This is a genomic window from Streptomyces sp. NPDC052496 (assembly GCF_040679095.1).
Classification (GTDB): domain Bacteria; phylum Actinomycetota; class Actinomycetes; order Streptomycetales; family Streptomycetaceae; genus Streptomyces.
Window position 1 is genome coordinate 216,714 of record NZ_JBFAUH010000004.1, and the last position, 26,228, is coordinate 242,941.

Annotated in this window: 25 protein-coding genes and 2 pseudogenes; 4 read left to right on the top strand and 23 right to left on the bottom strand. The window is 69.7% G+C overall.

From position 1 onward, the window contains the following. Positions 1-85 precede the first annotated feature (85 nt). From AB0L45_RS08115 to AB0L45_RS08165, 11 genes are all read right to left on the bottom strand, one after another. On the bottom strand, positions 86-1,051 hold the full coding sequence (locus tag AB0L45_RS08115; RefSeq protein WP_365837344.1) for an aldo/keto reductase: 966 nt from the start codon (positions 1,049-1,051) through the stop codon (positions 86-88). A gap of 320 nt (positions 1,052-1,371) precedes the next feature. Continuing rightward, positions 1,372-2,142 carry an SDR family oxidoreductase gene (locus AB0L45_RS08120; RefSeq protein ID WP_365837346.1) on the bottom strand — a complete coding sequence of 257 codons (771 nt, stop codon included), beginning with the start codon at positions 2,140-2,142 and terminating at the stop codon, positions 1,372-1,374. A gap of 17 nt (positions 2,143-2,159) precedes the next feature. Further along, complete coding sequence (gene fabG, locus AB0L45_RS08125) at positions 2,160-2,921, bottom strand: 3-oxoacyl-ACP reductase FabG (RefSeq protein WP_365837348.1); 762 nt, start codon at positions 2,919-2,921, stop codon at positions 2,160-2,162. A gap of 190 nt (positions 2,922-3,111) precedes the next feature. Continuing rightward, positions 3,112-3,507 (bottom strand): DUF3037 domain-containing protein, encoded by a 396-nt coding sequence (locus tag AB0L45_RS08130; protein WP_365837350.1) that lies wholly within the window; start codon positions 3,505-3,507, stop codon positions 3,112-3,114. Beyond that, positions 3,504-4,328, bottom strand: a complete 825-nt coding sequence (locus AB0L45_RS08135; RefSeq protein WP_365837352.1) for a HipA family kinase — start codon at positions 4,326-4,328, stop codon at positions 3,504-3,506. Before AB0L45_RS08135 ends, AB0L45_RS08130 begins: the two co-directional genes overlap by 4 nt. Before the next feature lie 166 nt (positions 4,329-4,494). Further along, a complete protein-coding gene (locus tag AB0L45_RS08140; protein ID WP_174856506.1) occupies positions 4,495-5,733 on the bottom strand; it encodes a site-specific integrase in 1,239 nt (412 codons plus the stop codon). A gap of 40 nt (positions 5,734-5,773) precedes the next feature. Continuing rightward, positions 5,774-6,178, bottom strand: coding sequence for a helix-turn-helix domain-containing protein (locus AB0L45_RS08145; RefSeq protein ID WP_324607449.1), 405 nt, complete (start codon positions 6,176-6,178; stop codon positions 5,774-5,776). 902 nt (positions 6,179-7,080) lie between these two features. Next, positions 7,081-8,034, bottom strand: a complete 954-nt coding sequence (locus tag AB0L45_RS08150) for a hypothetical protein (protein ID WP_365837354.1) — start codon at positions 8,032-8,034, stop codon at positions 7,081-7,083. 417 nt (positions 8,035-8,451) lie between these two features. Next, entirely contained in the window at positions 8,452-9,210 is a 759-nt protein-coding gene (locus AB0L45_RS08155; RefSeq protein ID WP_244955486.1) for a tyrosine-type recombinase/integrase, read from the bottom strand. Between the two features lie 211 nt (positions 9,211-9,421). Beyond that, positions 9,422-9,628, bottom strand: coding sequence for a helix-turn-helix domain-containing protein (locus tag AB0L45_RS08160; protein WP_125048485.1), 207 nt, complete (start codon positions 9,626-9,628; stop codon positions 9,422-9,424). A gap of 235 nt (positions 9,629-9,863) precedes the next feature. Further along, entirely contained in the window at positions 9,864-10,493 is a 630-nt protein-coding gene (locus tag AB0L45_RS08165) for a tyrosine-type recombinase/integrase (protein WP_154806426.1), read from the bottom strand. 811 nt (positions 10,494-11,304) lie between these two features. On the opposite strand from AB0L45_RS08165, the pseudogene AB0L45_RS08170 reads away from it, so the two are divergent. Then, positions 11,305-11,400 (top strand): annotated as a pseudogene (locus AB0L45_RS08170) (3-oxoacyl-ACP reductase); the annotation flags it as partial. Positions 11,401-11,968: 568 nt separating this feature from the next. Here AB0L45_RS08170 and AB0L45_RS08175 read toward each other — a convergent pair. The 5 genes from AB0L45_RS08175 to AB0L45_RS08195 form a co-directional block, all read right to left on the bottom strand. Further along, entirely contained in the window at positions 11,969-14,071 is a 2,103-nt protein-coding gene (locus AB0L45_RS08175) for an MMPL family transporter (protein ID WP_365837356.1), read from the bottom strand. A 149-nt stretch (positions 14,072-14,220) separates the two neighbouring features. Further along, a complete protein-coding gene (locus AB0L45_RS08180) occupies positions 14,221-15,327 on the bottom strand; it encodes a type III polyketide synthase (RefSeq protein ID WP_365837358.1) in 1,107 nt (368 codons plus the stop codon). A gap of 33 nt (positions 15,328-15,360) precedes the next feature. After that, positions 15,361-16,584: a beta-ketoacyl-[acyl-carrier-protein] synthase family protein gene (locus AB0L45_RS08185; protein ID WP_033033231.1), complete on the bottom strand. Its 1,224-nt coding sequence runs from the start codon at positions 16,582-16,584 to the stop codon at positions 15,361-15,363. Further along, a complete protein-coding gene (locus tag AB0L45_RS08190) occupies positions 16,571-16,831 on the bottom strand; it encodes an acyl carrier protein (protein ID WP_033033280.1) in 261 nt (86 codons plus the stop codon). The genes AB0L45_RS08185 and AB0L45_RS08190 overlap by 14 nt, the downstream gene beginning before the upstream one ends. A gap of 50 nt (positions 16,832-16,881) precedes the next feature. Further along, a complete protein-coding gene (locus AB0L45_RS08195; protein ID WP_365837360.1) occupies positions 16,882-17,805 on the bottom strand; it encodes an acyl-ACP desaturase in 924 nt (307 codons plus the stop codon). Between the two features lie 335 nt (positions 17,806-18,140). Between AB0L45_RS08195 and AB0L45_RS08200 the strand changes: the two genes are divergently transcribed. Next, a complete protein-coding gene (locus AB0L45_RS08200; protein ID WP_365837362.1) occupies positions 18,141-18,686 on the top strand; it encodes an isoprenylcysteine carboxylmethyltransferase family protein in 546 nt (181 codons plus the stop codon). Between the two features lie 412 nt (positions 18,687-19,098). Here AB0L45_RS08200 and AB0L45_RS08205 read toward each other — a convergent pair whose 3' ends face one another. The 3 genes from AB0L45_RS08205 to AB0L45_RS08215 all read right to left on the bottom strand — a co-directional run bounded on the left by AB0L45_RS08205 (position 19,099) and on the right by AB0L45_RS08215 (position 20,070). Next, positions 19,099-19,332 carry a hypothetical protein gene (locus tag AB0L45_RS08205; RefSeq protein ID WP_365837364.1) on the bottom strand — a complete coding sequence of 78 codons (234 nt, stop codon included), beginning with the start codon at positions 19,330-19,332 and terminating at the stop codon, positions 19,099-19,101. 3 nt (positions 19,333-19,335) lie between these two features. Continuing rightward, the gene (locus AB0L45_RS08210) at positions 19,336-19,590 is read right to left on the bottom strand and encodes a hypothetical protein (protein WP_234339449.1); all 255 of its coding nucleotides are present in this window, start codon (positions 19,588-19,590) and stop codon (positions 19,336-19,338) included. Between the two features lie 201 nt (positions 19,591-19,791). After that, positions 19,792-20,070, bottom strand: a complete 279-nt coding sequence (locus AB0L45_RS08215; RefSeq protein ID WP_365837366.1) for a DUF6211 family protein — start codon at positions 20,068-20,070, stop codon at positions 19,792-19,794. A gap of 442 nt (positions 20,071-20,512) precedes the next feature. Between AB0L45_RS08215 and AB0L45_RS08220 the strand changes: the two genes are divergently transcribed. Then, positions 20,513-20,707 carry a hypothetical protein gene (locus tag AB0L45_RS08220; protein WP_365837368.1) on the top strand — a complete coding sequence of 65 codons (195 nt, stop codon included), beginning with the start codon at positions 20,513-20,515 and terminating at the stop codon, positions 20,705-20,707. Between the two features lie 87 nt (positions 20,708-20,794). On the opposite strand, the gene AB0L45_RS08225 is transcribed toward AB0L45_RS08220, so the two are convergent. The 4 genes and pseudogenes from AB0L45_RS08225 to AB0L45_RS08240 form a co-directional block, all read right to left on the bottom strand. Next, positions 20,795-20,923 carry a hypothetical protein gene (locus AB0L45_RS08225; protein ID WP_365837513.1) on the bottom strand — a complete coding sequence of 43 codons (129 nt, stop codon included), beginning with the start codon at positions 20,921-20,923 and terminating at the stop codon, positions 20,795-20,797. Between the two features lie 27 nt (positions 20,924-20,950). Next, positions 20,951-21,613, bottom strand: coding sequence for a hypothetical protein (locus tag AB0L45_RS08230; protein WP_365837515.1), 663 nt, complete (start codon positions 21,611-21,613; stop codon positions 20,951-20,953). Beyond that, positions 21,609-22,277, bottom strand: a pseudogene (locus AB0L45_RS08235) (transposase); the annotation flags it as partial. The gene AB0L45_RS08230 and the pseudogene AB0L45_RS08235, both read right to left, overlap by 5 nt. Before the next feature lie 139 nt (positions 22,278-22,416). After that, positions 22,417-24,570: a hypothetical protein gene (locus AB0L45_RS08240; protein WP_365837370.1), complete on the bottom strand. Its 2,154-nt coding sequence runs from the start codon at positions 24,568-24,570 to the stop codon at positions 22,417-22,419. Between the two features lie 356 nt (positions 24,571-24,926). Between AB0L45_RS08240 and AB0L45_RS08245 the strand changes: the two genes are divergently transcribed. Then, positions 24,927-26,033, top strand: a complete 1,107-nt coding sequence (locus tag AB0L45_RS08245) for a PP2C family protein-serine/threonine phosphatase (protein ID WP_050509121.1) — start codon at positions 24,927-24,929, stop codon at positions 26,031-26,033. Positions 26,034-26,228 lie beyond the last annotated feature (195 nt).

Sequence of the window (26,228 nt, forward strand, 5' to 3'; positions counted from 1 at the left end):
CGTTCTCGGCCATGAACTTACCGGCGACCACTGACAACGCCCGCACGCCCGCCGACGGCCCGGCCGCCGCCCGCCCCCCGCCCGCTCACGCCGTGTCGAGCCGCGCCCGCTGTGCCGCGTCCAGTTGCAGGTCGAGCGCCGCCAGGCACTCGTCCAGCTGTGTCACGGAACTCACACCGAGGACGGGTACGACCGGCACCCGGCCGCCCATCAGCCAGGCCAGCACCACCTGGTTCACGGTGGCCCCGGCCTCCGCCGCGACCTCGTGGACGACCCGCATCCGCGCCGCCGACCCAGGGTGGTCGTACCGTTCCGGCAGCGGCTTCCCCGGCCGCGCGTATCCGCCGTGCATCAGCGTCGAGTAGCCCAGCAGCGTCAGGTCGTCGTGCGCGGCGGCGTAGTCGAGCAGTTCCTCGTCGGTCTCCCGCTGGAGGCCGGGCTCCGCGCCGGGCCGGGGCCGCAGATACGTGTACCGCTGCTGTACGGCGCGGAAACCGGGCAGGTCCCGCGCGCCGGCGATGCGGCGGGCCTCGGCGAGCCGCCAGGTGGCGTGGTTGCTGGCCCCGAGGACGCCCACGCTGCCGTCCCGCACCAGGTCAGCGAGCGCTCCGACGGTCTCCTCCAGCGGCACGCCCCGGTCCTCGACGTGCGCGTAATACAGGTCCACCCGGTCGGTGCCGAGCCGCCGCAGACTGCCGTCGATGCCGGCCCGTACGGCCTTCTCACCCAGCCCCGCCAGATTGGCGGGCCACTCGGGACCGCGGGACGGATCGGGACGGGCACCGACCTTGGTGGCCAGCACCGTGCGGTCCCGGGCGCCCCGGCTGCGCAGCCAGCGCCCGAGCAGCAGCTCACTCTCGTCGCCGGTCGCGCCCGGCACCCAGCAGGCGTAATTGTCGGCGGTGTCCACGAAGGTGCCGCCCGCTTCGGCGAAGCGGTCGAGGACGGCGTACGACGTCTCCTCGTCGACGGTGGTACCGAACGGGAGCGTCCCGAGGCAGACGGCACTGACTGTGGGGCCCTGGCCGCCGCCGAGTCTTCGGTAACGCATGGTGGGTCTCCTTCGCGGGATGCGTCGCGGGCCCCGTGCCTGGCCGGGCAGGGGCGCCGGAACGGACGTGGTGCCGGTCCGCTCCGGACCGGCACCACAGACCCTGCCTGTTGGAGCGCACACGAACGCAAGCCCCGTCCGGTGCGTCCGCACGCGGGCGTACGCACCGGCACCCGCCGCCTCGACGCGACGCCCGCGTACGCCCCCGGCGCCCGTCTCCACAGACACCCGTGACGAGCAACCGCTCAGACACCCGTGACGAGGAACCACTCAAACGCCCACGTCCAGGAACCGCTCAGACCCCCACGTCGGGCATCCGCTCAGACGCCCGCGTTGAGGAACAGCCCGCCGTCGACCTGAAGCGTCTGCCCCGTGATCCAGCCGGCGGCGTCGGACAGCAGGAAGGCCGCCGCGCCCCCGATGTCCTCCGGGACACCGAGGCGTCCCATCGGGTAGCCCGACGCGGCCTCCTCCTCGCGGTTCTCGTACAGCGCGGCCGCGAACTTGGTCTTGACCACCGCCGGGGCGATGGAGTTGACCCGAACCGCCGGCGCGAACTCGTGCGCCAGCTGGAACGTCAGGTTGATCATCGCGGCCTTGCTCATGCCGTACGCGCCGATGAAGGGCGAGGCGGAGACGCCGGCGATGGAGGCGATGTTGACGATCGCGCCGCCGTTGTCCTTCTGCCACGCGTGCCAGGTGCGCTGCGCGAAGCCCAGCGCGGAGACGACATTGGTCTCGAAGACCTTGCGGGCGACGTTCAGGTCGAGGTCCGCGATCGGGCCGAACACCGGGTTCGTACCGGCGTTGTTGACCAGGTAGTCGACGCGGCCGAACGCCTCCATGGCGCGCTCGACGGCGACGCCCTGGTGAGCCTCGTCGTGCGCCTTGCCCGCGACGCCGATGACCCGGTCGGCGCCCAGCGTCTCGACGGCCTCCTTGAGGGCGTCCTCGTTGCGGCCGGTGATGCACACCTTGTCACCGCGCGCGACGAGCGCCTGCGCGATGCCGTACCCGATGCCCCGGCTGGCGCCGGTGACCAGTGCCGCCTTGCCGGAGAGCGGGGGCAGCTGCTTGTCCTGTGCGGTCATGTTCCTGGCCTCCGGCGTCAGTTGAGCGGGCCGCCGGCCACGTACATGACCTGGCCGGAGACGAAGCCGGCCGCGTCGCCCGTGAAGAAGGCGATGGCGTTGGCGACGTCCTCGGGCCGGCCGACGCGCTGGACGGGGATCTGGGTGGCGGCCGCGGCTTGGAAGTCCTCGAAGCCCATGCCGACGCGCTCGGCGGTGGCGGCGGTCATGTCGGTGACGATGAATCCGGGCGCGACGGCGTTGGCGGTGACGCCGAACTTGCCGAGTTCGATGGCGAGGGTCTTGGTGAAGCCCTGGAGGCCGGCCTTGGCGGCCGAGTAGTTGACCTGTCCGCGGTTGCCGAGCGCCGAGCTGGAGGAGAGGTTGACGATCCGGCCGAACTTGGCGTCGACCATGTGCTTCTGGCAGGCGCGCGACATCAGGAACGCGCCCCGCAGGTGCACGTTCATGACCGTGTCCCAGTCGCTGTCGCTCATCTTGAACAGCAGGTTGTCCCGGAGCACCCCCGCGTTGTTGACGAGGACGGTCGGCGCGCCCAGCTCCGCGGCGACCCGCGCGACCGCCGCCTCCACCTGCTCCGCGTCGGAGACGTCGCAGCCGACGGCCAGTGCCCTGCCGCCGGCCGCGGTGATCTTCTCGACGGTGTCCTTGCAGGCCGCCTCGTCCAGGTCGAGGACGGCGACGGCGCGGCCCTCGGCGGCCAGGCGTACGGCGGTGGCCGCGCCGATGCCACGGGCCGCGCCCGTCACGATGGCCACGCGCTGCTCGGTGGTGGACATGCGGGGTTCTCCTCACCCTCGAAACCTCGACGAGCGGTCCGCCGCACCGCAACCACAGGTGAGCAACCGCTTAGTAGCTTCAGCAGGGCTGACGCTAGAAGCCCGGCCACCCCCTGTCAACGCCTCCCCCGCACGCCCGCGCACTTCAGGGCGGCCGCCGGCACCTCACGGACCGGCGGCCGCCCCCCGCTCACCGCACCAGCAGGCCGAGCAGCCGCTCCGCCTCCACGGTGGGGTCCACGGTCAGCCCGGTGTGCACCGGGCCGGGCTGGACGACGGTGCTGCGCGGCGCGATCAGCCACCGGAAGCGCCGCCCCGCGTCGTCCCCCGCGGCCTGCCCGGCCCGCTCACCGCCCACGCAGATCCCCTCGACGGCCCGCAGCGCCGCCTTGACGCCCTCGACGTCGGCCGTCGCGTCGAGCGCCCGCAGCCGCCCCTCGTCCAGGTACGTACGCGCTTCCACGAAGTGCCGGGCGCGGCAGTACACCACCACGCCCGCGTTGATCATCTCGCCGCGTTCGACCCGCGGTACGACCTTGAGCAGGGCGTACTCGAACACGTCACGTTCGTTGTGCAGGCCGCTCACTTCACTGTCCTCCGCGGCAACTCGGTCGCCAGCCAGCCCGGCACCCGCGAGGGCCCGTCCTTCGTGGGTTCCCCGATACCGATCCGCTCACCGATCACCGGGGCGCGACCCAGCAGGGCCCGTACATACGCACCGCGCAGCTCGTCCGGCGACCCGAACCCCGGCTCGCCCACCAGCCACTCGTCCGGCACCGCGGCCGCGACCTCGGTCAGCAGCTCCTCGGTGACCCGCGGCGCGAGCTCGGCCGCCGCGGCCTCGATGTCCGGCCCGAAGCTCGCCAGCACATGGTCGGAGGCGTCGTACGGCTTGGCCGCCGACTTCTCAGCAGTGGGCCAGTTGTGCTGCCAGATCATCGTGGCACCGTGGTCGATCAGCCACAGCTCCCCGTGCCAGACCAGCAGATTGGGGTTGCGCCACGAACGGTCCACGTTGTTGATCAGCGCGTCGAACCACACCACCCGGCCCGCCTCGCGCGCGGACACCTCGAAGGCCAACGGGTCGAACCCGAGCGACCCCGGCAGATAGTCCATCCCCAGGTTCAGACCGCCACTGGCCTTCAGCAGCTCCTGCACCTCCTGGTCGGGCTCGCCCATCCCGATCACCGGATCCAGCTGCATCCGCACCAGCTCCGGCACCCGCAGCCCGAGCCGCCGCCCCAGCTCCCCACAGATGACCTCGGCAACCAGGGTCTTGCGCCCCTGCCCCGCCCCGGTGAACTTCATGACGTACGTACCGAGATCGTCGGCCTCGACGATCCCCGGAAGCGACCCGCCCTCACGCAAGGGCGTGACGTAGCGGGTCGCGATGACTTCGGACAACATGCGGATCAGGCTACTTCCTGGGCTTCGTCGCAGGTCAGCGACGTGCGGGTGAGGTCGCACGCCGGTTTCGATGCAATCATATCGGTGCGGGCGCATCGAATCCCCTCCGGTCGCCGCCTTCACCCAAGGAGGCCCGCGAAGGGGCGTGGGGAGAATTTGGGGAGTTTCAATCGTCAACCACAGCTTCCGCCGGGGCACCGAGCAGCCCGTCGATAGCCCTACGCCCCCGCCCGCCGGCCTCCGGCATGAAGTGAGCATAGTGACTCAGCGTGATCACCGAGGACGAGTGGCCCAGCCACCTGGCCAAGGTCACCACCGACTCGCCGGCCTCAAGCACGACCGACGCGTAGGTATGCCTCAGCACATGAAAGCCGTCCCGGTGCGCAGCCTTCCACTGCCACGGCTTCGCACCCGCAGGCCGCGGAGGGATGATCCCGACGCGCGCCAGCGCGGGCTTCCACACGTAGGTGTTGTACGTGTTCACCGCGATGGCATTGCCGAACCTGGTCGTGAGCAGCAGCGAAACCGTCCTCGTCGGCTTACCAGGTTCACCCCATGGCAGCTCCACCTCCACCGCTGGATACTTCCTCGAATGTTCCCTCAGCTCACAGGCGACAGAGGAAGGCATGTCCGCAACACGCGTCTTACCGCCCTTCGGGAGGGCGAAGTAGAGGCGCCCGCAAAACGTCTGAACTTGCCTCCTCACATAGAGGACGCCTTTTTCATAGTCGATGTCATCGGGACTCAGCCCGAACACCTCGCCCTGCCGCAGACCGCACCCTACGCCGAGAACCACCGTTATCCGGTAACGGTCGCTTATGGTGTCCCGCATCTGGCGAGCCGTTTCCATGGGCCATGCTTCGCGTCTCACATCGTCAGCTTTGGGCCAGCGAACCGATTTTGCCCGCATGGGGTTGCGGATCAATCGCTTGTCGTCGATGGCCGTCTCGAAGATGTTGGACAGGGCGCCGAGGATCCCTCGCGCGTACTGCGGCGAACAGGCTTTCTCGAGATCGGCGATGTAGGCGCGAAGCCGAGCAGCGGTCACATCCCTCAGCGGAACTTCACCCAGGTACGGGAGGACATGAAGCAACACCTTCCTGCTCTGGTTCTGCCGGGTCTTGACAGAGCCAGACATGCCGGGGAACCAGAAGCGCTGCACGTAGTCCGCAAGCAGAATCGATCCGTCACGGGGGTCAACGAACTCCCCACGCTCTTGATCGGTGCTGGATCGCCGAAGCCACGCCTTCGCGTCCTCCAGCGTTTCGAACGACCTGTCCCGCACTCCCGGAATCCCCGAGACCCTGTAACGGGAGCCCTTGCCGTAACGGCTGGTGCGCTCCCTCTTCCCGGTGACAGGGTCCTTCTTTTTCTTGATCCAGCGGTCTTCTACGTACCCAGCCAAAAAATTCCTCGATGCAACCAAAGAAGAGGGTGTACATGTGTCATGTTCCGGTTGCGCCGCTGGGACGCGACGCTGGCGGTGCACTCACGGGGCTCAGTGAAGTGTTGGAGCGCGAGTCGGCCAGCTCTTGTTCTCTGACCCAGGCGTCAAGCGCTTCCAATCGATACATCACACGACCACGGGCGCCCATACGAAAGCTCGGCGGCCCTTGCCGACGGTGTCGCCACACATAGAGCGTGTTCGGCGACAGACCGAGGTACTCTGCCGCTTCCTTGAGGTTCAGGAACGCTCTTTGTGCGGCACCTGTCGGACCGAGGACGGAAACGGCAGCGGGCGGGGAAGACAATGAGTTTGCAGTCACAGAGGCTTTCAAGCGCTGGGAGGACGGCGGGCAGCGACGCCGAGGCTTTGGGACTCGACGTTGTTCGCGTCCGTCTGGCTCCACTGCTAAGCGCAGCCAGTTGCGGACTGCTTTGAGTGTCCGGACGATCCCCGGCTTCCCTAACCGGGGATCGTCGGCTATGTTGCATTCCTTCGCCGCCGAGAGGCGCTCTCACCCACCGTCGGCGGCTACACCCAGCAGGTTTCTCAAGTGCCGGATTTCCGCCTTCTCTTCGACCAGCGGACCCGTCTTGCGACGGCATCCGAGGCCCATAGTGTCGTTGCCCCGTCCGGCCAACCCAGTCGTGGTCCTCGCGTCACTTGCCTTCAGAGCGCAGGCAGCTGGGAGAGTCATCCGAACAGGTCGGAGAGTGCCAGGTCGACAGAACAGACTCCTCACTTGTCGCCCGGCGAGCTGTTGTTGAGCCCTGTTCCTCCGGGGGTGTTATACGTTCACATAGCCCTGGAGCAGGTTCCAGTCCTTTGCAGTTCTTTCTCGTCTGCCGTGGGCGAATAGGCTGGCCGATAGCCCGCGCGGTGCGAGCGGAAAGCACAAAGGCGCGGCACCTACGCCCTCACAGACGTGCGGGCGCTGATCAGCACCGCGTTGCGGGCGAGACCAGCACAGCGATGCCTCCTCGGTGGCACACGTGCAGCAGTCCGTCTCACTCAGCTTCCAGTGCTTCGTTCACCGTGCGGTGGTGACCGCGTTTTCCAGGCGCTCGCGAAGGGCGCTGATGTCGCTGCTGCTCGCGTGCGGCTCGGTCTCCTCATGGAGTTCGCTGAGCCGGTCGGCGATGCGGGTGCTGTGCAGGCCCTCGGCGATGGTGAGGGCAGTGGTGGCCTCCTGGCAGGCCCCGGCCAGTTCTCCGACGGCCAGGTGGGTGCGGGCGAGGCCGATGTGGTCGAACGCGCGGGAGCGTACGCGGCCGGCGGGCCGCAGCCGCAGGGCGTTCGTCAGCAGCGTCAGAGACTGCTCGGCGCGGCGGGCGCGCTGGTGACCGGGGGTCTGCTTGGCAGCGATCTGGTGGGCGACGCCGAGCGTGGCCGACAGTTCCGCCTCATCGAAGAACGCGGTGTGCGGCGGCTCGTCACCGGGACGGATGCGGGTGAAGGCGTCTTCGGCTTCCTGGGCCGCCCGCTGGCTCTCCTCCAAGTCGCCGCACTGGCACTGAACCGCGAGTGCAGCGCGGCGAGGACCGCGCGGGTGCCGGGGCTGACGTGCCGGCGTGCCCCGTACTGGGCCAGGGCGATGAGTTCGAGGGCGTCCTCGACATGCCCCAGGTGGGACATCTGCCGGGCCATGCACTGGAGGATGTGCGCGCCGAGCTGCCGGTCTCCGCCTTCGCTGGCGGCGTGCACCGCGGTGACGAACAGGCGCTGTGCGCTGACGTGTGCTCCGGCGTCGAAGCTCATCCAGCTGGCGACGCTGCCCAGGTCGGCGACGGCGCGGAAGAGGCGGCGCCCGGTGGCTTCGGTGTAGGAGGCGGTGGCGAGCAGGTCGTTGATCTCGCTCATCTGGGCCACGACCGCCCGGCGGGAGAGCACGCCGCCGTGCCGGTTGTCCGCGTCCCGGAAGGCGGCGGTCAGTGTCTCGATCGATTCGACCTGTGCGGTGCCCAGCCGGCCGGTGCGCGGCGCGTTCGGCAGGCTGGTGGGTTTGGCGGACGGCCAGCGGCGCAGCGGCTCCAGGAGGGCGTCGGCGGCGCGGATCTGAGCGGCGTCGTCGCTGGTGCGGGTGTGCGGCAGCATCAGGTCACTCCGGGTCAGGTGGGCGATGGCGGCGATGGTGGCGGTGTGCTGCCACGGAAGGTCGGTGCCGTGGCCGGGCGGCTGGAGTGGTCCCGGCAGGCCCACGTCTGCCGGAGTGAGCGGCAGGGCCAGCCGGGCGCCGAGCACCTGGGCGATGATCTGCGGCACGGGCTCGCGCGGGCATTCCCCGCCGCGCCAGCGCCGTACCCGGCTCTCGTCCGGATTGATGTCCGGTGCCCTGCGGCCCGCGCCCCCGCGGTCACCGCCTGGGCGAGCTGGGCGTTGGAGAGCTGGGCCCGTTCCATGAAGTGGCTCAGGAATGCGTTGGGCAACCGCTTCCCGGCCTGTCCCATCCTCGGGCCCTTTCCGCCGTGCTACCGACCGAACCTTCCGAGCGTACGCAGCCCGCCGCCCAGCCGGAACAACGCCGGCCGGTTCGCCGGTGTTTCGCCGGTCGGCACGCCGGGGACGACGCCGCGGCGTCAGCCGCCGGTCGCCGCGCGTCACCGGCTTCGCGCGCCGCGGTGGCTGTGGTGCCGTGGTGATGACGCCCCGGGGCTGCGGTTCCGGAGCCTGGCGTTCGGATCACAGCGAGAGGCCCCCATGGAACTTCCGTTCATCGTGGTCGATCAGCTCACCCCGCAGCAGGAACGCGACCGGCACTCCTACTTCGGCACCGGCCCGCCGGTTGCCGTCGTCGAAGCGGCGTCCGGCACGGCCCTTGGTGATGGTGGTGAACACCAGCGCGTCCCGGTCGAGGCGGTGGATGAAGCGGGCGAGGACCTCCAGGACATGGGGCGGCAGCGGGACTTCCCGTCGGCTCCTGGAGCTCTTGGGGTACTCCTTGATGCCGCTTTTGGTATTGGCCTCCACCACGAACAGGCGTGAGCGGCGCTGGTCGATGCGGTGGCGGTGCAGCCCGGAGAGTTCGCCCCAGCGCAGGCCGGTGTAGAAGCCGAGCAGGCACATCATTTTCCAGGGGGCAGGAAGTTCGTCGAGGATGCTCTGCGCCTGGTCGAGGGTGAACCACTGGGGCGGCTTGACCGCGATCTGGGGCAGATCGATTCTGCGGCACGGGCTCACTGCTATCGCGTCGTCGTCGACAGCTGCACGCATGATGGACGACATCAGGTTGTAGGCCCGCTGGATCGCGGCCGCCCCCGTGCTGTTCTCGGCCAGGGTACGGATCCAGCTTTGGATGTCCATGCGGGTGATGGCCCGCATCTCCCAGTCGGCCCAGTAGGGCAGAACGTGGTTCTTGATACTGGAGGCGTCACCGCGCAGGGTGTATGGCTCGACGATGCGGGCGTTCCACCAGCGGTCGTGCCATTCGCGGAATGACATTTCACCGACCCGAGGATCTCGAAGAGCCCCGCGGGTGAACTGCGTCTCCATCTCGGTGCCCCAAGCGCGCCTGCGCCTTGAGGGGAAAGGTTTCACTGAACCGGTCCCCGGCCCGGTTGCGTACGGTCGCCTGTCACTTGCCGGACTTCAGCTTTCGGAGATACAGGCTCTACTCCATGTTCGATGTTGACGCAGACGGCGAGGACTGGGGTCAGTGGTGGGCTGCTGGCTTTGCGACGGTGCGGCGGCTGATGAACTCATCGAGGCTGGCTGCTGGGATCCGTACGCGGGACGGGCCTGGTCCGGTACGGAGGTCGATGACAGGCAGGTCGCCGGCCGCGATGAAGCGATAGACGGTGCGGCGGTCGACGTCCAGGGCGGCGGCGACGGCGGGGACGGACAGCAAGCGTGCAGGCATGAAGGAGACCTTGCGGTGAAGTGGATTGGCGCCCAGCGAGTCGGCAGCCGGGTCACCGGCGGGCCAAGGCGGGCAACCAGCCCCGTCAAGGGCAGCGGGACCGCCTCTCCGCGCGACTTCGACCAGGCGGACACTGGTCACATGACGTCGTATCGGAGTGAGAACCACCGACGCGGAAAAGGATGAGCTGAGTGGCGCCTGGGCTCTGGCCGTCAGCCAGAGCCCAGGCCGGGGATCACAAGTGGAGCGAGCCCGGGAGCGCTGTCACCTGCGTCAGGTGCTCCGAGCCGACTTCGGCCTCCTCCGTGCGGAAGCAGTACGGATAACGCAGCGCAAGCCACTTCGGGCTCACGCCACCCCACTCGGCAACCGTGACCGGTGAGGTGCCCATCTTCAGCCACATCACCAGGCGCGACTCGCGAAGAATGGCGATGGGCTCCCCCAGGCGCCACCAGTACCGCTCGTCCCGCGGCAGAGCGGCTTCCTGAGCCTGCTCCCAGATCCGCATGTACACGGAAGCCGTGAGCGGGCGGTCATGCTTGCCCGGAAACAGCAGTTCGTCTTCCTGAAGGCCGCCCTCGTCTATCCACTCGCGCAGGAACCCAACGAACTGCGGCCGAAGGGGAACCTTCCGCTCAGCCCCCTTATGGCGGGCCGTCAAGCTTGTCTCGCCACCCTCCGAGAGAACCACGTCACTCACCCGCAAAGCGCGAGCCTCACTCGGACGCAGAGCCTGCTCGGCGACGGTGCGTATGAAAGGGTACACCGAGTGATGGCCACCCGTTTTTCCACGGATCGCCTTGAGCAACGAACGAATCTGCTCTGCGGAAAGCAGCCATTCTTCGTCCATGACGTCGACAGGCACAGGTATGAACTCCGAACTCCTCGGGGAAGTATCTCAATGAGCCACACGGAGAACCGCGCGACAGATTCAATGATCCGCGGAATCACCGGTTTGGCTAACCGGCGATCGTCGGCTATGTTGCCCCGCCTGCCCAACGTATAGGTGCTCGCAGAAACAGCAGGGCATCACCGCGCTTCTCCGGGCTGTTCTAGGTTTGCTTGCTTCGCCGCCCTGTTCCAGTCCGTTGCCGACTCGATGCGTCTGCCGTCGGCGAACCGCCACGGCTGCAGCGTCACAAAGGAGCTCCCTGTCGGCAGGTTCACCCGTTGACACCGAGGAATAGAGCAGGTGCCTTCTAAGCACCTAGCCGTTTCGGCCTAGCCGACGGTAGGGCATTGTCGGTGCAGGCTGACCCAACCCCCGGGATGACACGCTTTCAGCGGATATCACGTCCGCGGATGTCCCGCGTCGCGCATCTCGTCGCCCAGGACGAGGCAGAACGTCTCCTGCTGATCCACAGGCCGGGCGAGACATCATGGGACCTTCCCGATCTCTGGCTGAACAGCAGCGATTCCTATACAACTACAACCGCTGCCAGGCGTCTGCTGTACACGACCGCGATGGCGCCCGTGTGCGTCGGGGCGACCGACGGGCGTCGCTGGTCCCCCCGACCTAGCGCCCGTATCGAGCAGCGCTTTCAGCTACCACGAGTACGCGTTGACACACCCAAGAACTGTTCGAACACAGCCCGGGATGTGAACGCGTTGCTCGTGAGAAACAGGCCCATGACCGCCTCTCCTGTCCCACGTGGAGCCCATCGGCTTCCTCGGCACTGGCGGCCTTGATCGCACTTCTTGTCTCTGACGCCGCCGGCAACATCACAGGTGCGGATTACGTCATCGACGGTGGCACGGTGAAGACAGTCTGAATCTGGCGGCAACGCCAGTGCCGCGCCCCAGGCCGACTCACCATCCGCCTGTTTTCGCCGTACCCGGTCACGGGGCCGTACCGCGGCTCTGACCGGTCGTTCGGAAGCTGCCTGCCGCCGCCGGGAACGCGGCGGCGGAGGGCAGCAGTTCACGCAAGCTGACGCAGCTGGTGGGCAAGAGCCCCGACGCGAGCTGAAACGCCGGCCGGTGTGCCGGAGCCGTTCCGAGGCCCGGCAGGGCGCCCATCACGAAGCCGATGCTGCCCTGCCGGGCCTCGCTGCGGTTGCTCCTGCAGGCCGCTGAGTGGCGTGGGGCGATCTTCGGTACGCTGCCCGGTGAAGACCCTGGAATCGTCCCCGGTAGCCCGCCAGGCTGGCCACACACCCAGGATTCGGACCTCACAACGAAGGCCGCCCAGAGCCGAAGGTTGAGCAACCAGACAGACGGTTCTGTGTCGGATACCCGGCACTGCTGCACCAGTACACCGCACGGTGGCAGGCGCTGTAGGACCGCGCCCGGGAATCCGGGACGTCCATGGATACCACAGGCGCGCCAATCGGCTTTCGTTCAGCCCTCGTCCTCGGGTGCCTTTGCGGTGGGCGGCGGCGGGACGGCTCTGCGGCCGGGCAGCCACCAGTTGAGTGGCCCGAGGGCGGCCATGACGGCCGGCACCAGGACTCCGCGCACCAGCACGGCGTCCATGAGGGCGCCGAAGGCGAGTCCGATGCCGATGAGTTTGAGCACGGCGACGTCGGACGTGCCCATGGCGGCGGTGGAGATCGCCACCGCCGTCGCGGCGGCCGTCATCAGCCGGCCGGTACGGCCGATCCCGTCGGTGATCGCCGTGCGGTTGTCACCGTGGCGCAGGTATTCCTCCCGGATCCGGCCCAGCAGGAACACCTCGTAGTCGACCGACAGGCCGAGCGTGATGAAGAGGGCGAACAGCAGCCCGGAGACGTCCAGAGCTCCCGTCGCCGTCATGCCGCCCAGCAGCGCGGCGCCGTGGCCGTCCTGGAAGACGAGGACGATGACGCCGAAGCTCGCCCCCAGGCTGATGGCCGCCACGGCCAGTGCCTTCAGAGGGGCGACCACGGTGCGGGTGTAGAAGCCCAGAAGGAGCATGAGCGCTGCGGCCATGATCAGCAGGCTGGCGGGCAGCGCCTCGGCGACGGCGTTCGTCGTGTCGGTGATCTGCGCCGCCTGCCCGCCTACCGATGCCCGGCCCGGCGCGGGAGTGTCGCGGATTGTCCGCACCAGGTCGTCCGCCGCTTGCGAATCGGGGGCGGGGGAGCCGGCCACCGTCACGACGGCTGCCTGCTCCCGAGGGTCCGCGCGCACCACGCGGACGCCGGTCACATCGGGGAGGCCGGCGAGCCGGTCGCCGTACGCCCGGGCGCCGTCCGCCGCGCGGGGTCCGGTGACGACGGCGGTGAGGACCCGGTCGGGCGGTACGGCGAAGTCGGCGCGCACGCGGGCCGCGATGGCGGCCGCCTGGGCGGAGGCGGGCAGGGCGCGTTCGTCGACCTGGCCGAGCCGGACGTGGACGACCGGCGTCGCCATCAGGACCAGCAGCAGCGTCACCAGCGCGCCGGAGAGTAGGGGCCGTGCGGTCACCGCCTGTGCCGCCCCCTGCCAAAAGGGGCTCTTGTCGCCCGTACGGGTGCGCCGCCACCGCGCCAGTGGATCCCAGGCATGGGCGCGGGGGCCGAGCAGCCGCAGGCAGGCGGGTACGACCGTCAAGGCGGCCACCGCGGCCATGACGGGAACGACCATGGCCGCCACGCACAGTCCGCGCAGCAGGGGGACGGGCACCACCATGGCGGCGGCGGCGCAGGCGGTGATGGCGGCGGCCGAGACCGCCACCGAGTGCCCGGCCGAGCGCAGCGCGCCCGACAGCGCCGCCTCGGGAGTGGCGCCCCGCGCCGTCTCCTCCCGCACCCGCGCCAGGAGGAAGAGGCTGTAGTCCACGGCCAGGCCCAGACCGATCGCCGAAGCGGCGCTGGCCGCGGTCCGGGACACGTCGATCACCTGGGTGAGCGCGCCCAGCACAGGGAGCGAGCACCCGACGGCCAGGGCGGCCACTACGACCGGGAGCACAGCGGACACCACGGAGCCGTAGGCGAACACCAGGACGGCGAAGATTACGGGTGCCGCCAGCAGTTCGGCGCGGCGAGCATCCCGCTCGATGGCCTCGTCGATCTCCCGGTTGGCCCACACTTCGCCGCTGGGCTCCACGCGGCTGCTCGGGGCGGCGGAGCGGGCGTCGGCCACCACGCGGGGAGCTGTGTCCGAGCGTTCCTTGGCCGTGCCCTCCAGCTGTACGGCCACCAGTAGTGTCCGGCCGTCCTTGGACCGCAGCCAGGGATCGTCGGCCGTCGCCGCGGACCATGCCGTACGCACGTCGGGGCGCCGGGAGAGTTTCTCCACCACCACACGGGCGGCGTCCTGCGCCGGTATCGACGAGTTGTCCGTGGCCCGCGTTGACAGGGCGAGCAGCAGATCAGGGCAGGGCACGCCCAGCCGTTCCGCCTCCCGCCGGGCTCTGTGTGCCTCACTGCCGGTGTACGCCGCACCGCCCGTGCTCAGCGCCTCGAACGCCGCCGGGGCCAGCACACCGGCGCACACCATCGCCACAACGGCGCCGGTGACGACCAGCCAGGCTCTTCGCACCCTGCCCACCTCCTGATCCAGCTCGCTGTCTTCGCGGCGACGGGCCGGTGAGCCGCGTGCGCGGTCCCTCGAACGCCCGCCGATGAGGGAGCGGCGGCGTTGTCGCGATGAGGAGGAAGCGCTTCCGGCGCGCCGCACGCGACGGCGACTCACCAGCGGATGAGAGCCAGCTCGATGGCGAATCCGGGCCCCATCGCTACGACGAGACCGGGCGTACCCCCAGGCGGCGGAGCTTTTGCCGCCGTACACAGCACGTCCAGAACGGACACGGAGGAGAGATTGCCCTTGGCGGACACCGACCGGCGGGTGAGTTCGAGAGCCTGGCGAGGCAGGGCGAAGGCCCGCTCCACGGCGGTGAAGACCTTCGGTCCCGCGCCGTGCACGATCCAGCTCCCCACATCCCGCGTCGTCAGTCCGTGCCGGCTGAGCAACTCCCCCACGGCATGGGGCAGGTGCTTCTCCACGAGGGCCGGGATCTGGGGAGACAGGACGATCCGGAAGCCGTGGGAGCCGATGTCCCAGCCGAGTACCTCCGCACTGTCCGGAAGGAGCAGGCTGGAGGTGTCGACCAGCTCCGGCCCGGTTGCGGTACCGGACCGGCTTCCTCCCACGGCCACGACGGCGGCCGCGCCGTCCCCGAAGATGCTGCCGGCGACGAGGTCCGCGGCACCGCAACCAGCGCGGTAGTGCAGGGAGCACACCTCCACCGCGAGCAGCACGGCCACCTGGCCGGGACGGGCCAGCAGGCAGTCGTGGAGCCGCGCCAGCCCGGCGGCTCCTCCCGCGCAGCCGTTGCCGAACAGCGGAACGCGCCGCACATCCGGACGCAGCCCCACCCGGTAGGCCAGCCGGGCCTCCAGCGAGGGCACGACCAGCCCGGTGACGGTGGTGCTGATGATGGTGTCGACCTGGTCCGGCCGTATGCCGGCCGAGTGCAGGGCCCGGGTCAGTGCCTGCTCTCCCAACTCCAGGGCGGTGGTCAGGTACACGCCGTTGGTCTCGGTGAAATCCCCGCACCGCAGGAGCTTTTCGAGGTCCGGCAGCGGAAGTGCCACATGCCGTGTGGCGATGCCCGTACTGCTACGGACCTTGCGCAGAATCTGCAGTGCCGCCGGGCGCTGCCCTTGCATGCGCTCCTGGGCGTCCACGAGTTCTTCCTGCGGGTAGCGGTGCGGGGTGAAGGCCACCTCGACCGCCGCTACTCGTGGTGCAGGCCCGCCCGGCTCCCGCATGGGGGGATCGGTCGTCCTTTCCATCGGTCTGTCCCCTCCCTTCTCTCGCCCCGGGCATCAGCCGGCCGTGAACAGCAGCACCGCGTTTTGTCCGCCGAACCCGAAGGAGAAGCTCAGGGCCGTGCCCGCGGATACCGGGCGCGGGTGCCCCGCCACGATGTCGAGCTTGTGGTCACCGTCCTGGCCCCTGAAGTTCGCCACCGGCGGCACACATCCGTGGCGAAGCGCAAGAACGGTATAGGCCGCCTCGATCGCTCCGGCCGCGCCCAGGGCATGCCCGACGACGCCCTTGGGAGCGGTGACCGGTGGGGCATGGTCTCCGAAGATCCGCGAGATGGCAGCCGCCTCCAGGGCGTCGTTCCTTGGGGTGGAGGTGCCGTGCGCGTTGATGTGACCGATATCGCCGGGCCGGCATCCGGCGTCCTGGAGCGTGGTGGTGATGGCGTGCAGCACGCCACGGCCCTCGGGGTGCGGGGAGATGGGGTGGTACGCGTCGGTGTTGGCCGCGAAGCCGCGCAGCAGAGCATGAACCGGCACTCCCCGGGCGCGTGCGGCGGACGGACGCTCCAGCACCAGGACGGCGGCGCCCTCCCCGAGGACGAAACCGTCGCGTTCCGCGTCGAACGGCCGGCTGGCGGCGTGCGGCTCATCCCGGCGGCGGGACAGGGCCCGCATCCGTGCGAAGGCCGCGGAGTTCATACGGGTGCGCGCCGACTCGGAACCGCCGGTCAGCACGATGTCGCACGCGCCGGAGTACAGGAGTTCCCGCGCGGTCCCGATCGCGGTCGCACCCGAGGCACAGGCCGTGGAGACGATGAAGTTCGGGCCACGCGCGTCGAGGTCGATCGCGACCTCGCCCGCCGCCATGTTGGGAATGCTGCGCGGCACCGCGAGCGGGGAGACGCGATCCGGCCGGCCCCCGTTGAGGTGACCGTACTCGGTGTCGTAGGTGCTCAGGCTGCTGCCCGTGACGCCGAGGACGACACCGACCCGTTCCTTGGGCCAGGTGAGCGGATCGAGGCCCGCATCGGCGACCGCCTTCCTCGCCGCGATGACGGCGAACCGGGCGAAGGGGTCCAGCCGCTTCGCCGACCGGCCGAACTCGGCCGTGGCGTCCAGGCCCACGACCCGGCAGGAGAAGTCGACGGGCAGACCTTCCAGCACCGGGTCGGCGGCGGCCGTCGACCGGCCCCGGCACAGGGTCGCCCAGTTCTCCTGCGCGGTGTGCCCGGCCGGGGTCACCAGGCCCAGCCCGGTGACCGCGATCTCAGCTCGCCGCATCGAACAGCCTCGCCGCTTCTTCGAGGGTGGAGGCGGGAGAGAGGTCCAGGAGATCGTCGGGCAGGGAGAGCCCGTACGTCTCCTCCGCCGCCACCACGAGTTCCATCAGCGCCAGCGAGTCGAAGTCGAGGCTCTCCAGCGTCATCGCGGGAGAGAGCCGTTCAGGTGGTAGCGCCACCTTCAGATGGTCGGTCAGCAAGGTGACGAGTCGCTCGGGCAGTACAAAGTCTTCCACCGGTTCGGTCATGCTCATGGCTCCTATCCCTCTGTGCAGGCAGCCTGGGAGATGAGCGGCGCTCACCTGCCTGCGCGCGTCCTCTCGTAGAGGTCGCGGGCCCGGGCCGCCCGCGACTTCAGCTGCTCCTCGTGCAGGCCGATGCGCTCCTGCGCCTGTCGGCCGACGGGGCCGAGCCCGGTCGCCGCCGGCACCGAGAGGGTGCGCAGCAGTGGCGCGACGACATGCTCGTGGTGGACAGCCGGGTTGTAGATGCCCGCCGCCGCGACGCGGGCGGCCCGCGATCCGAATCCCGGGATGCCCACCCCCGGCATCCGGAAGTCGCCGAGGATGTCCGCCAGGGCCGTCATCGCGTCGTCGGGAAACGCCTGGAACGCGTCGGCCAGCAGCTCTCGGTAGAAGAGCATGTGCAGGTTCTCGTCCGCGGCGATCCTGGTCATCAGCCTCTCGCCCAGCCGGTCACCGCACAGGACACCGGTATTGCGGTGAGCGTGCCGGGTGGCGAGTTCCTGCACGGTGGCGTACGCCAAGGTGTGCAGCGGGGTGAACCAATTGCGGGAAAACCACCCGCTCGCCATGTTTCGCAGCCGCAGATCCTCCAGGACGACCGGGTCCACCGCCCGCCGGGCGTGGAGGAAAGCACGCAGAACGAAGGAGTGCCGGTCCTCCTCGGCCGTCCACCGGTGGACCCAGGCACCCCAGGCCCCGTCCCGCCCGAGCCGGATCGCGATCTCGAAGTGGTAGCTGGGCAGGTTGTCCTCGGTGAGCACGTTGATGATCAGTGAGTCCTGTACGGCGCGCGGCAGCGCCGACTGCTCCGGCTCCCAGGCGTCACCGCCCCAAGGCCCGTCGAAGTCCCGGGCTTCGCCCCACGGCACGTACTGGTGGGGGAGCCAGTCCTGGGTCACGTTCAGATGCCGGTTCAGCAACCGCTCCACGGACGGCTCCAGTTCGCGCAGCATGCTGTCCGCCGAGGTGGCAGTCATATGGTCCGCCTCTTCCTCTCCCGGGGTTCCGACGAGCCGCCGGCAAAGGCCGATGGATAAACTTATCGGCTTTCGGGTGACGTCTTTCGGGTGACGTCTTTCGGCTGATCGTACTTACGGTGAGTATGTCGCGGGTGTGACGCCTGTATGCAGGGTGTGGGTAGAAGGATTTACGAGAGATAGCGGAAAGAGGGGGAACAGCCGCAAAAAGGCTCGCACGCGCTCGGGGGGACCGCTGAGATATTCGAAGAATTCGTACGATAAGCAGCGTACGGAAACCATCCGCCGGGCCGTCGTCGAGCCACCGTCTCCCCGCACAACGAAGGCGGAACGTGATGTCTTACGTGAACCTGGCGGCCCTCCCCATGGGCCTGCAGCTCCTTTTGCCGGCAGTGGCCTGCGAGCGGCTGCTCGAACTGCGGCTGTCCCGTCGCCACGCCCGGTGGGCGATGGCGCGCGGCGGAGTGGAGTACGGGCGGCGGCACTTCCCCTTCATGGCCGCCGCGCACGTCGGCCTGTTCCTCGGCATCCCGCTGGAAGTGATCCTCCTGCACCGCAGTTTCGTTCCGGTCCTCGGCTGGCCGGCCCTGTGCGTCCAGGTACTCGTGCACGGCGGCCGCTGGTGGTGCGTGCGCTCCCTGGGGCCACGCTGGAACACCCGTGTCATTGTGGTGCCCGGCATGCCGCTGGTCGACCGGGGCCCGTACCGCTGGATGCGGCACCCCAACTACCTCATCGTGGCCGTCGAAGGACTCTCCCTTCCCCTGGTGTACGGGGCCTGGGTCACCGCCCTGTCGTTCACCGCCGCCAACGCGGCCGTCCTCAGCGTCCGACTGCGGGTGGAGAACTCCGCCCTGTCCCTGCCAGCACGGACCTCCTGAGCCGCCGCCGGAAGACGGGCGCCAGGCGCCAGAACCGGCAAGCACACCACCATTCCGAAGACGCGAGAGGAAACCTCCCGACGTCTGGGGCCCAGGCAGCCGGCCACTGTCTACAGCCTTCTCGGCGGCGATGACCTTGGCTGTCGCGGTGACCGCTGTATTGCACCAGTGATGCCGGAAAGCCCTGTACACGTCCAGCGGACGGGGCGCAGGGCTTCTTCATCGAAAGGGTCCTACCGACTGCTCGGCCACTCTCCAAACGGGATGGACGTCCGTCCCGTGGCCTGGCGTACGGCTTCGTCCTGGCCGCAGGCCGTGCACACCAGGACTTCGCGGTCGACGGCGAGGCGTGAGCGTGCCGGCCGGTCGCCGAGCGACCCGCCGCAGCGGGGACAGCGTGCCTCGGACATGGTCAGTCCTCGGGGTGCTCGCGGGCGGACTTCAGGATCAGGTTCCAGACGGGGCACGAGTATGTCCGCTCCTTCTGCCCCTGGAGCTGTGTGATCAGCTCGGCGTTCGTCACCCCGGGGTTCCCCTTCAGGGCCTGCCGGGCGAGGGTCAGCCATTCGTCTCCCTGGTACGGGTACGCCAGCCCGCGCCGGCCCTTCGGGCGACCGCCGACGTGACCGCGGCCCTTGCGCTCCACGACCTAGCACCACAGCTCCCACCTCTTCCACTTGGGCCGCTGGCGTCCGCTGGGCAGCAGGTCGTAGCTGGACGGCGCCGGCCAGCCTTCGGGCGGGTTCTTCACGTTGTGGGAAACGGTGGAGGTGTCGGCGTAGCCGCAGATGCGGGCGGCCCCGGCCGGGCCAACTTCCTCTTCCGGGTCACCGGCGAGGTCCGGAGTGTTCTTGGTGACGGCGGCGGCGCGCTGCCGCTGGAGCTCCCGGTACCAGGGAGCCACTCGGCGTCGTCCCAGTGCATGACGCCGTCGATGATCTCGGCGTCCGGGTGGCCGTTGTTCTCCCGGTCCAGAGGCTCTGAAGGGTCGATTCGCTGAGGTGGTAAGCCTCCTGGAGATCGGCGCGCGAGTAGAGCGTGCGGCCGTCATCGCGGTGCAAGGCGTTCTCCTGTCCGTGCTCGGGGTCGTCAGGGGCCTGCGGGGTCATGAGCTGGCCTCGGGGTCGTGGGCCGGCACCCAGATCCGGGTGCCTTCGGGAGTTATCCGGATGAGGGTGGCGACGTCGGCCAGGATGAGGGCTGCGGCCCAGTCGTCTCGATCCGGATGGCCGCCCGAGCGGTTGAGTACGAGACGTTCCCCGCGGGGCGGTACGTCGTCAACGATGACGAAGAGGTCGTACGGTCCGGCGCCGATGCGGTTACCCACCTTGAGGTGGGCGAGGTCGCCGGGCTGGGGACGAGCGGCGTCGCGGTCGCTTAGCATGGAGGGGTTCTTTCTGGTGAGAGAACACGACGGCCAGCGCCTTGTTGCCCTTGTGCGCTGGCCGTCACTTCTGTCTGGGGTCCATCCGCCAAGCGGGCCGGGGTGCCGGCCGGAGGTTGCCCGCTCCGACCGCGACGAGGAAATAAACCACCTTCTTCCGGGGCTGGCGGGGACCACTGAGTTCCGGGCCGTGGCCGTTCAGAAGAGCGTCTTCTGTTCCGTGGGGGCGGCCGTTGCCTGCTGGGTCTACTGGCTCACGCACAGCTCGTACCGGAGACGCTTGCCCTGAGACGGCGAACCTTGATCGCGTGTCGTCGAGGGCTGACCGCCAGCAGTTCGTGACACCGGCCTCTGAGCACCGCAGCATGTGTGCCGGTCACAGACCCGCATGCCCAGCGGGTGGCATGGGTGACGATCGTACGATCCGGTCGTTACACAGGCCATGAAGATCACCTCTTGCATCCTCGCCGGGGCCGCCGCGAGCGGCGCCCTACTGGCCGCCACCGCGCCGGCGCACGCCACCGACGTTCTCAATCTGGTCAACGCCAAGCGCATCCCGGTCTCCGTTGTCTCGGCTGGCAATACCAGCGCGGACAACGTCCAGATCACCAGCATCAAGCAGAGCGGCGGCGAGTAGCCGCGACGGTGGTCGTGGACTGCGCCCTGGGGCATCGCCGCGTGCGGCGGTGCCCCAGGGCAGTTGTGCCATGGCACGCGTGGCTGCTCAAGCCTTGTTCGCGGCATACGCCGACTCCAGCGACTCATCCGCCGCGAACAGATGCCGGGGCACCGTCGCGACTGCCCTCTCGATCGCCTCGGGCTGGAACAGACCCATTGCGTACAGGTCGCTCACCATCTCGACTTTCGCTGATTCCGTAGGTCATTCGGTGTCGTTGGTGCCGGCTGCGGCCCAGGCGTGTTGGACGGCTCGGATTTCGTCGTCGGTGGGTTGAGCGGGGTCGAGGGCGGAAATCCTGGCGGCGATGATCACGCGGCGGAGCTTGGCGGTCATGTCCGCGAAGGACGGCTGGGTCTTGGTGACGTACCAGGGTGAACGACGCCGGGACTCGGCGGCGGCGTCGGGGTGGTGGCCGTGCAGGACGTACCACAGGACGGTGATCGTGTAGGAGTACATCGCGAAGGGTAAGGTCCGCTCGACCGCGTGGCGGACGCGGCCCTGGGCCTGGCCCGCACCGAGGTGTTCGCGTGCTACGGCAAAGGTGACCTCGATGGACCACCGCCACGCGTACCGGGTGACGAGTTGCTCGGCCGGGGTGGTCAAATCGGTGGTGACCAGGGACAACAGCGGCTTGTTCGTGTCCGGGTCGCTGCCGCGGATGAGCAGGACACGGACGGGCCGGGTGTGGAAGGAGCCGTACCACAGGCAGTGGATCTCGGCGAGAAGGATCTGCTCGCGGCGCTGGTAGCGGTCCGCCCTCGCGGTGCGGAAGACCGCTTGTGCAGCCATGTCGGCCACGACCCCGAGCCGCTCGCCCTTCAGCCGGGGCCGCCCGGGCGGCCCGTGGGAGGTGGGGCGGGTCATACAGGACGGCGCTCTTGGGCAGCCGGGTGGTGAAAGTGACGCGATCGGGCAGGTCGCGCAGCGAATGACCGTGATACGCGGCATCGGCGACCACGTGTACACGTCGGCGCCAGTGGCAGGCCGCCGGCTTCCGGATCATCGCGGCGGCGAGCTCGACCTTGGTCGTGGTCCCGCCCGGCCGCCACAGCCGGCACATCACCGGCAGGCACACCGGCCGGGCCATCAACGGCAGCGTCACGATCAGTCCGAGGATGACGAAGCACGTCCCGCGGCCGACGGGCTTGGGGCCCTTGGCGGCGCCGTCGTGCTGCCAGCCGGTGCCGAACACCTTCTTCCCCGACCGTTTGAACAGCGTGTCGTCCACCGCCGCCACCAGCGGCTCGCCGGGTGCCAACAGGCAGCGGGCGATCAGGTGGGAGCAGGAGATGCCCAGCAGGTCGGGGTCCCAGGCAGCGCGGGAGAAGGACGTGTGCGCCCGGTCATGCGGCCACAGCCGGGACAGCGCCACACCGAGGAGCATCCCGGTGACCGTCCGGCGGCCGGTCTGCGCGATCAACCCGGTGACCAGCGCGGTGAATGTGACGAACGACGGAGCGGTGAAACAGCCCCGCAACTGGGACAGCCCGGCGAGCAGTGAGGCCGGTACGGTCGGATCGGGAAGCATCGACGGCCCCCTCCTTCGGAGGCGGTGTAAGCACCGTCGATGCTTCTCTCATCTCCCCGGCCACGCAGCCGCCTTTGCCGAACACACCCCGCCAACAGCCCTCACCCACGGTCTGCGAAAGCCGCGCCCCCGTACACGCTCACGGAGGAAATCGGCTCGGTGGATCCAGGCTGAGTGCATAGGCGATGCCGGTCTCCGCGTCGTTGTCGTATCCGGCCTGGAAGGCGGTCTTGTAGGCGTCGTCGCCGAGTTGGCGGCGGATATGTTCCTCGCAGGCGGTGCGGGCGGCGATGAGTTCGGGCGAGCCGATCTGGGGGGTGCCGACGGTGTTCCAGATCTGCTGGGCGAGGCCGAGGAGCCGGGCGGCGCGCTCGGCGCGCCCGCAGGCGACGGACGCGGAGGCGAGCAGGTCGACGGTGACGGCGGTGCCGAGGCTGTCGTGGAGGCGGCGTTTGCCGTCGAGGGCGGTGCGGGCGTGGGCCGCGGCCTCCTCCGCCCGCCGCAGCCCGAGGGCGGCGAGGGCGCGTAGGTAGTCGCCGTAGGCGCGGAGCCAGGTCTCGCCCTGCCGGGCGCACGTGGCCCGTACGTCCTCGGCGACCGCGGCGGCGTCGGCGAACTGCCCGAGGCTGAAGTGGGCGAAGGCCCGGGCGCCCCGGGCCAGGAGCCACGCCGCAGGATAACGCCCACCGGCCGGCCGGGTGCCCGGCACCGTGTCAAGCACCTCGGCGGCCCGCGTCTGCCGACCGCTCAGGGTCAGGCTGGTTCCCTCCAGGAAGGCGGCGGCGACAGGGACGGACTCGTCGGTCTCGCCGGCTGCGGCCTCCCGGAGAGCGGCGGCGAGGCGGAGGCCGGTCTTTGTGTCGCCCTGGGCGAAGGCGGCGATGCCGCGGGACCACAGGGCCTTGGCGCGCACCGGTCCGGGGCCGGAGTCGAGGGCCAAGGCCCGGTCCAGATAGTGCTCTCCTTCTTTGGCGAAGCCGCAGGCATACCAGAGGAACCACAGTGCCCCGCCCATCTCCTGCGCGGCCCGTGCGTCCCCGTCGGCGAGGCAGAAGTCCAGCGTGGCACGGATGTTGGCGTGCTCGACCGTCATCCGCTCGTACCAGGAGAGCTGTTCTGGCCCGATCCAGGCGGCGTCCGCGCGCAGCGCGAGGGCCAGGAAGTAGTCCCGGTGCCGGTACCTCAGGGTGCGTTCCTCGCCCAGGCCGCGCAGCCAGTCGGCGCCGAACTCGCGGACGGTGTCCAGGACTCCGTACCGCTCGCCGTCACCCTCGCTGTTGCCGTTGCTGACCCGGCCGCAGGACAGGATCGACTTCTCCGCAAGGCCACGCAGCAGGCCAGGAAGGGCCTGCTCGGGCAGCCGGTCATCCGCGCAGACCGCCCGGACCGCCGCGGCGTCGAAGCCGCCCGCGAACACCGAGAGGCGGGCCCAGAGCAGCCGTTCGGCCGGAGTGCACAGCTCGTGGCTCCAGCCGATGGCGGTGCGCAGGGCCTGGTGCCAGGGAGGGTCGGCGTCGTACACCGCCTTCTCGGTCTCGCCGAGGACGGAGAAGCGGTCCTCCAGACGGTTGGTCAGCTCGGTCAGGGACAGGTCACGCAGCCGGGCGGCGGCCAGTTCGAGGGCGAGCGGCAGGCCGTCCAGGCGGTGGCACAGGCGGACCAGGTCGGACCGGTTGGCGTCGGTGACGGTGAAACCCGGCGCCGCCTCAGCTGCCCGCGCCACCAGCAGGCTGACTGCGTCCCCCGCCCCCGCGGCCCCCGGCCGGGCCACCGCGTCCCCAGGGCCGGGAACGGGCAACGGCGCGACGGTCAGCTGCCGTTCGGGAACGATGCTCAGCGGGCGTCGGCTCGTCACCAGGATCCGCAGTCCCGGCGCCGCCCGCAGCAGTACCTCGGCGGTCAGGGCGCACGCATCGACCAGATGCTCACAGGTGTCCCACACCATCAACAGCTCGCGGCCCGCCAGATACTCGGCCAGTACGTCGATCACGGGCCGGGTCGACTGGCCGGCCAGCGGCAGCACCTCGGCGACGGAGAGCGGGAGCAGGGTGCCCCTGCGGAGATCAGACAGGCCCACCCACCACACTCCGTCCGGGTGGACCGGCTGCGCCTCGGAGGCAGCCCGCAGCGCTAGGCGGGTCTTGCCCACCCCGCCGACCCCCGTCAGCGTCACCAGGCGGGACTCTGCGAGCAGCCCCCGGACCTGGGCCAGCTCTGTCTGCCGCCCGACCAACTCGGTCGCCTCCGCGGGCAGATTCCCCTCTTGCCACTGCCGCTGTGTGCGCGTGCCCACAAGTCTCCCCATCCGGGCCGCTGCGGCCCACGTCCCCATGCCCGTACGGCGCCAGCCTGCCAAGGCTCGCCACTCGCCATACCGGTCAGCAAGAAAGTGACCGCCCGCGACAACAGCGGACCGTGACGGTGCGGGAAATGGCCGGACCTCACTCCCTGAATCCGACGCCGTCGCCCCTCGCCTCCCCGTGGACACTTCCACACGGAATCACGCCACTTCCGACCACTTCCCGACCGCCTTCCAGTCACCTGCCACGCTCTGTGACCGATCGGGTGAATGCCGCCCCCGCCCTGGCGAGATCTGGGAACGTTCAGGGCTTGGTGCGGGGCCGGAATTACATGCCGCGGAGGCGCGTGATGCGTTCCGAGTTTGGATGGCTGCTGCGGGCGGCGGTGTTCGAGACCGGCGTCGCGGCGGCGGCCGTCGCCTGCCCCGAGGTGCCGCTCTCCACCCTGCTGGTCGTCGGGCCGTTGCTCGCCGCCCAGCGGCTGCCCACCCGCGCCACCGCGGCGTTCGCCGCCGTGGCGACGCTCCTCGTACTCGCGATCCCGACCGTGTTCCGCGACACAGTCCCGCCGCCCACCGTCCAGGATCACGCGGTGCGCGTCGCACTCATCGCCTTCTGCGGCCTGTGGGCGGTGCTTACGGCGCACGACCGTACGCTCAGCAAGGCCGCCCTGGAGCACATGACCCACCTCGCCGAAGTCTCCCAACAGGCCCTGGTGCGCCCCCTGCCGGCCGAACTCGGCGGCCTGGCCATGGCCGTCCGGTCCCGCTCAGCGAGCGAGGGCGCACTGGTCGGCGGCGACCTCCACGACGCCGTGCTCATGCCGTCCGGGCCCCGCCTGATCATCGGTGACGTCACCGGCCACGGCCTGGGCGCGGTACGCCTCAGCTCGGCCGTCCTGTGCGCCTTCCGGCACACCGCGGCCACCGAACCCGATCTGGTCCGCCTCGCCCACACCCTCGACGACCGCGTACGGACCGAACTGGGTGACGAGGACTTCGTCACCCTGCTGCTCGCGGACTTCGTTCCCGGCGGAGTCCACCTGGTCAACTGCGGCCATCCTCCGCCGCTGCGGGTGGGCGGGCGCCTGGACCTCCTGGAATCGCCGGACCCCTCCCCGCCGTTGGGCCTCTCGCCCACACCGAGGCTGCACACCATCAGGCTCTCCCCCGAGCAGCGCATACTCCTGTACACCGACGGCCTCACCGAGGCCCGCAACGCGAAGGGCGCCGCGCTCACCTTCGACCGCGCGGTCCGGGCCGCACTGTCCGCCCCCGCCCTCGACGAGGCCCTCACGACCCTGGTCGATCTCGTCGACCGCCACACGGCCGACAGCAACGCCGACGACCTCACCCTGCTGCTCGTCCAGCCCGACCCCGAGTCCCTGACGGAGCCACGTCCCCACGCACCTAAGCAGCCGATCGCCACCGACACCGACGATGTGGCCGCCAAGTAGCCGCGGCACGCCTCACCAACACCCCTCACCGCCGGTCTGCGAAAACCGCGAAAGTCGGGTCACCCTGGCCGCGCGGAGCAAAGACTCAGCGCCATCCGCCTTTCGGACCGTAGTCATGGCAAGCGTCTTTCTGATCGTGATGCGGGACCGGTTGCAACAGTCAAAGGCCGACCCGTGTGGACCTGCGCGGCGGGC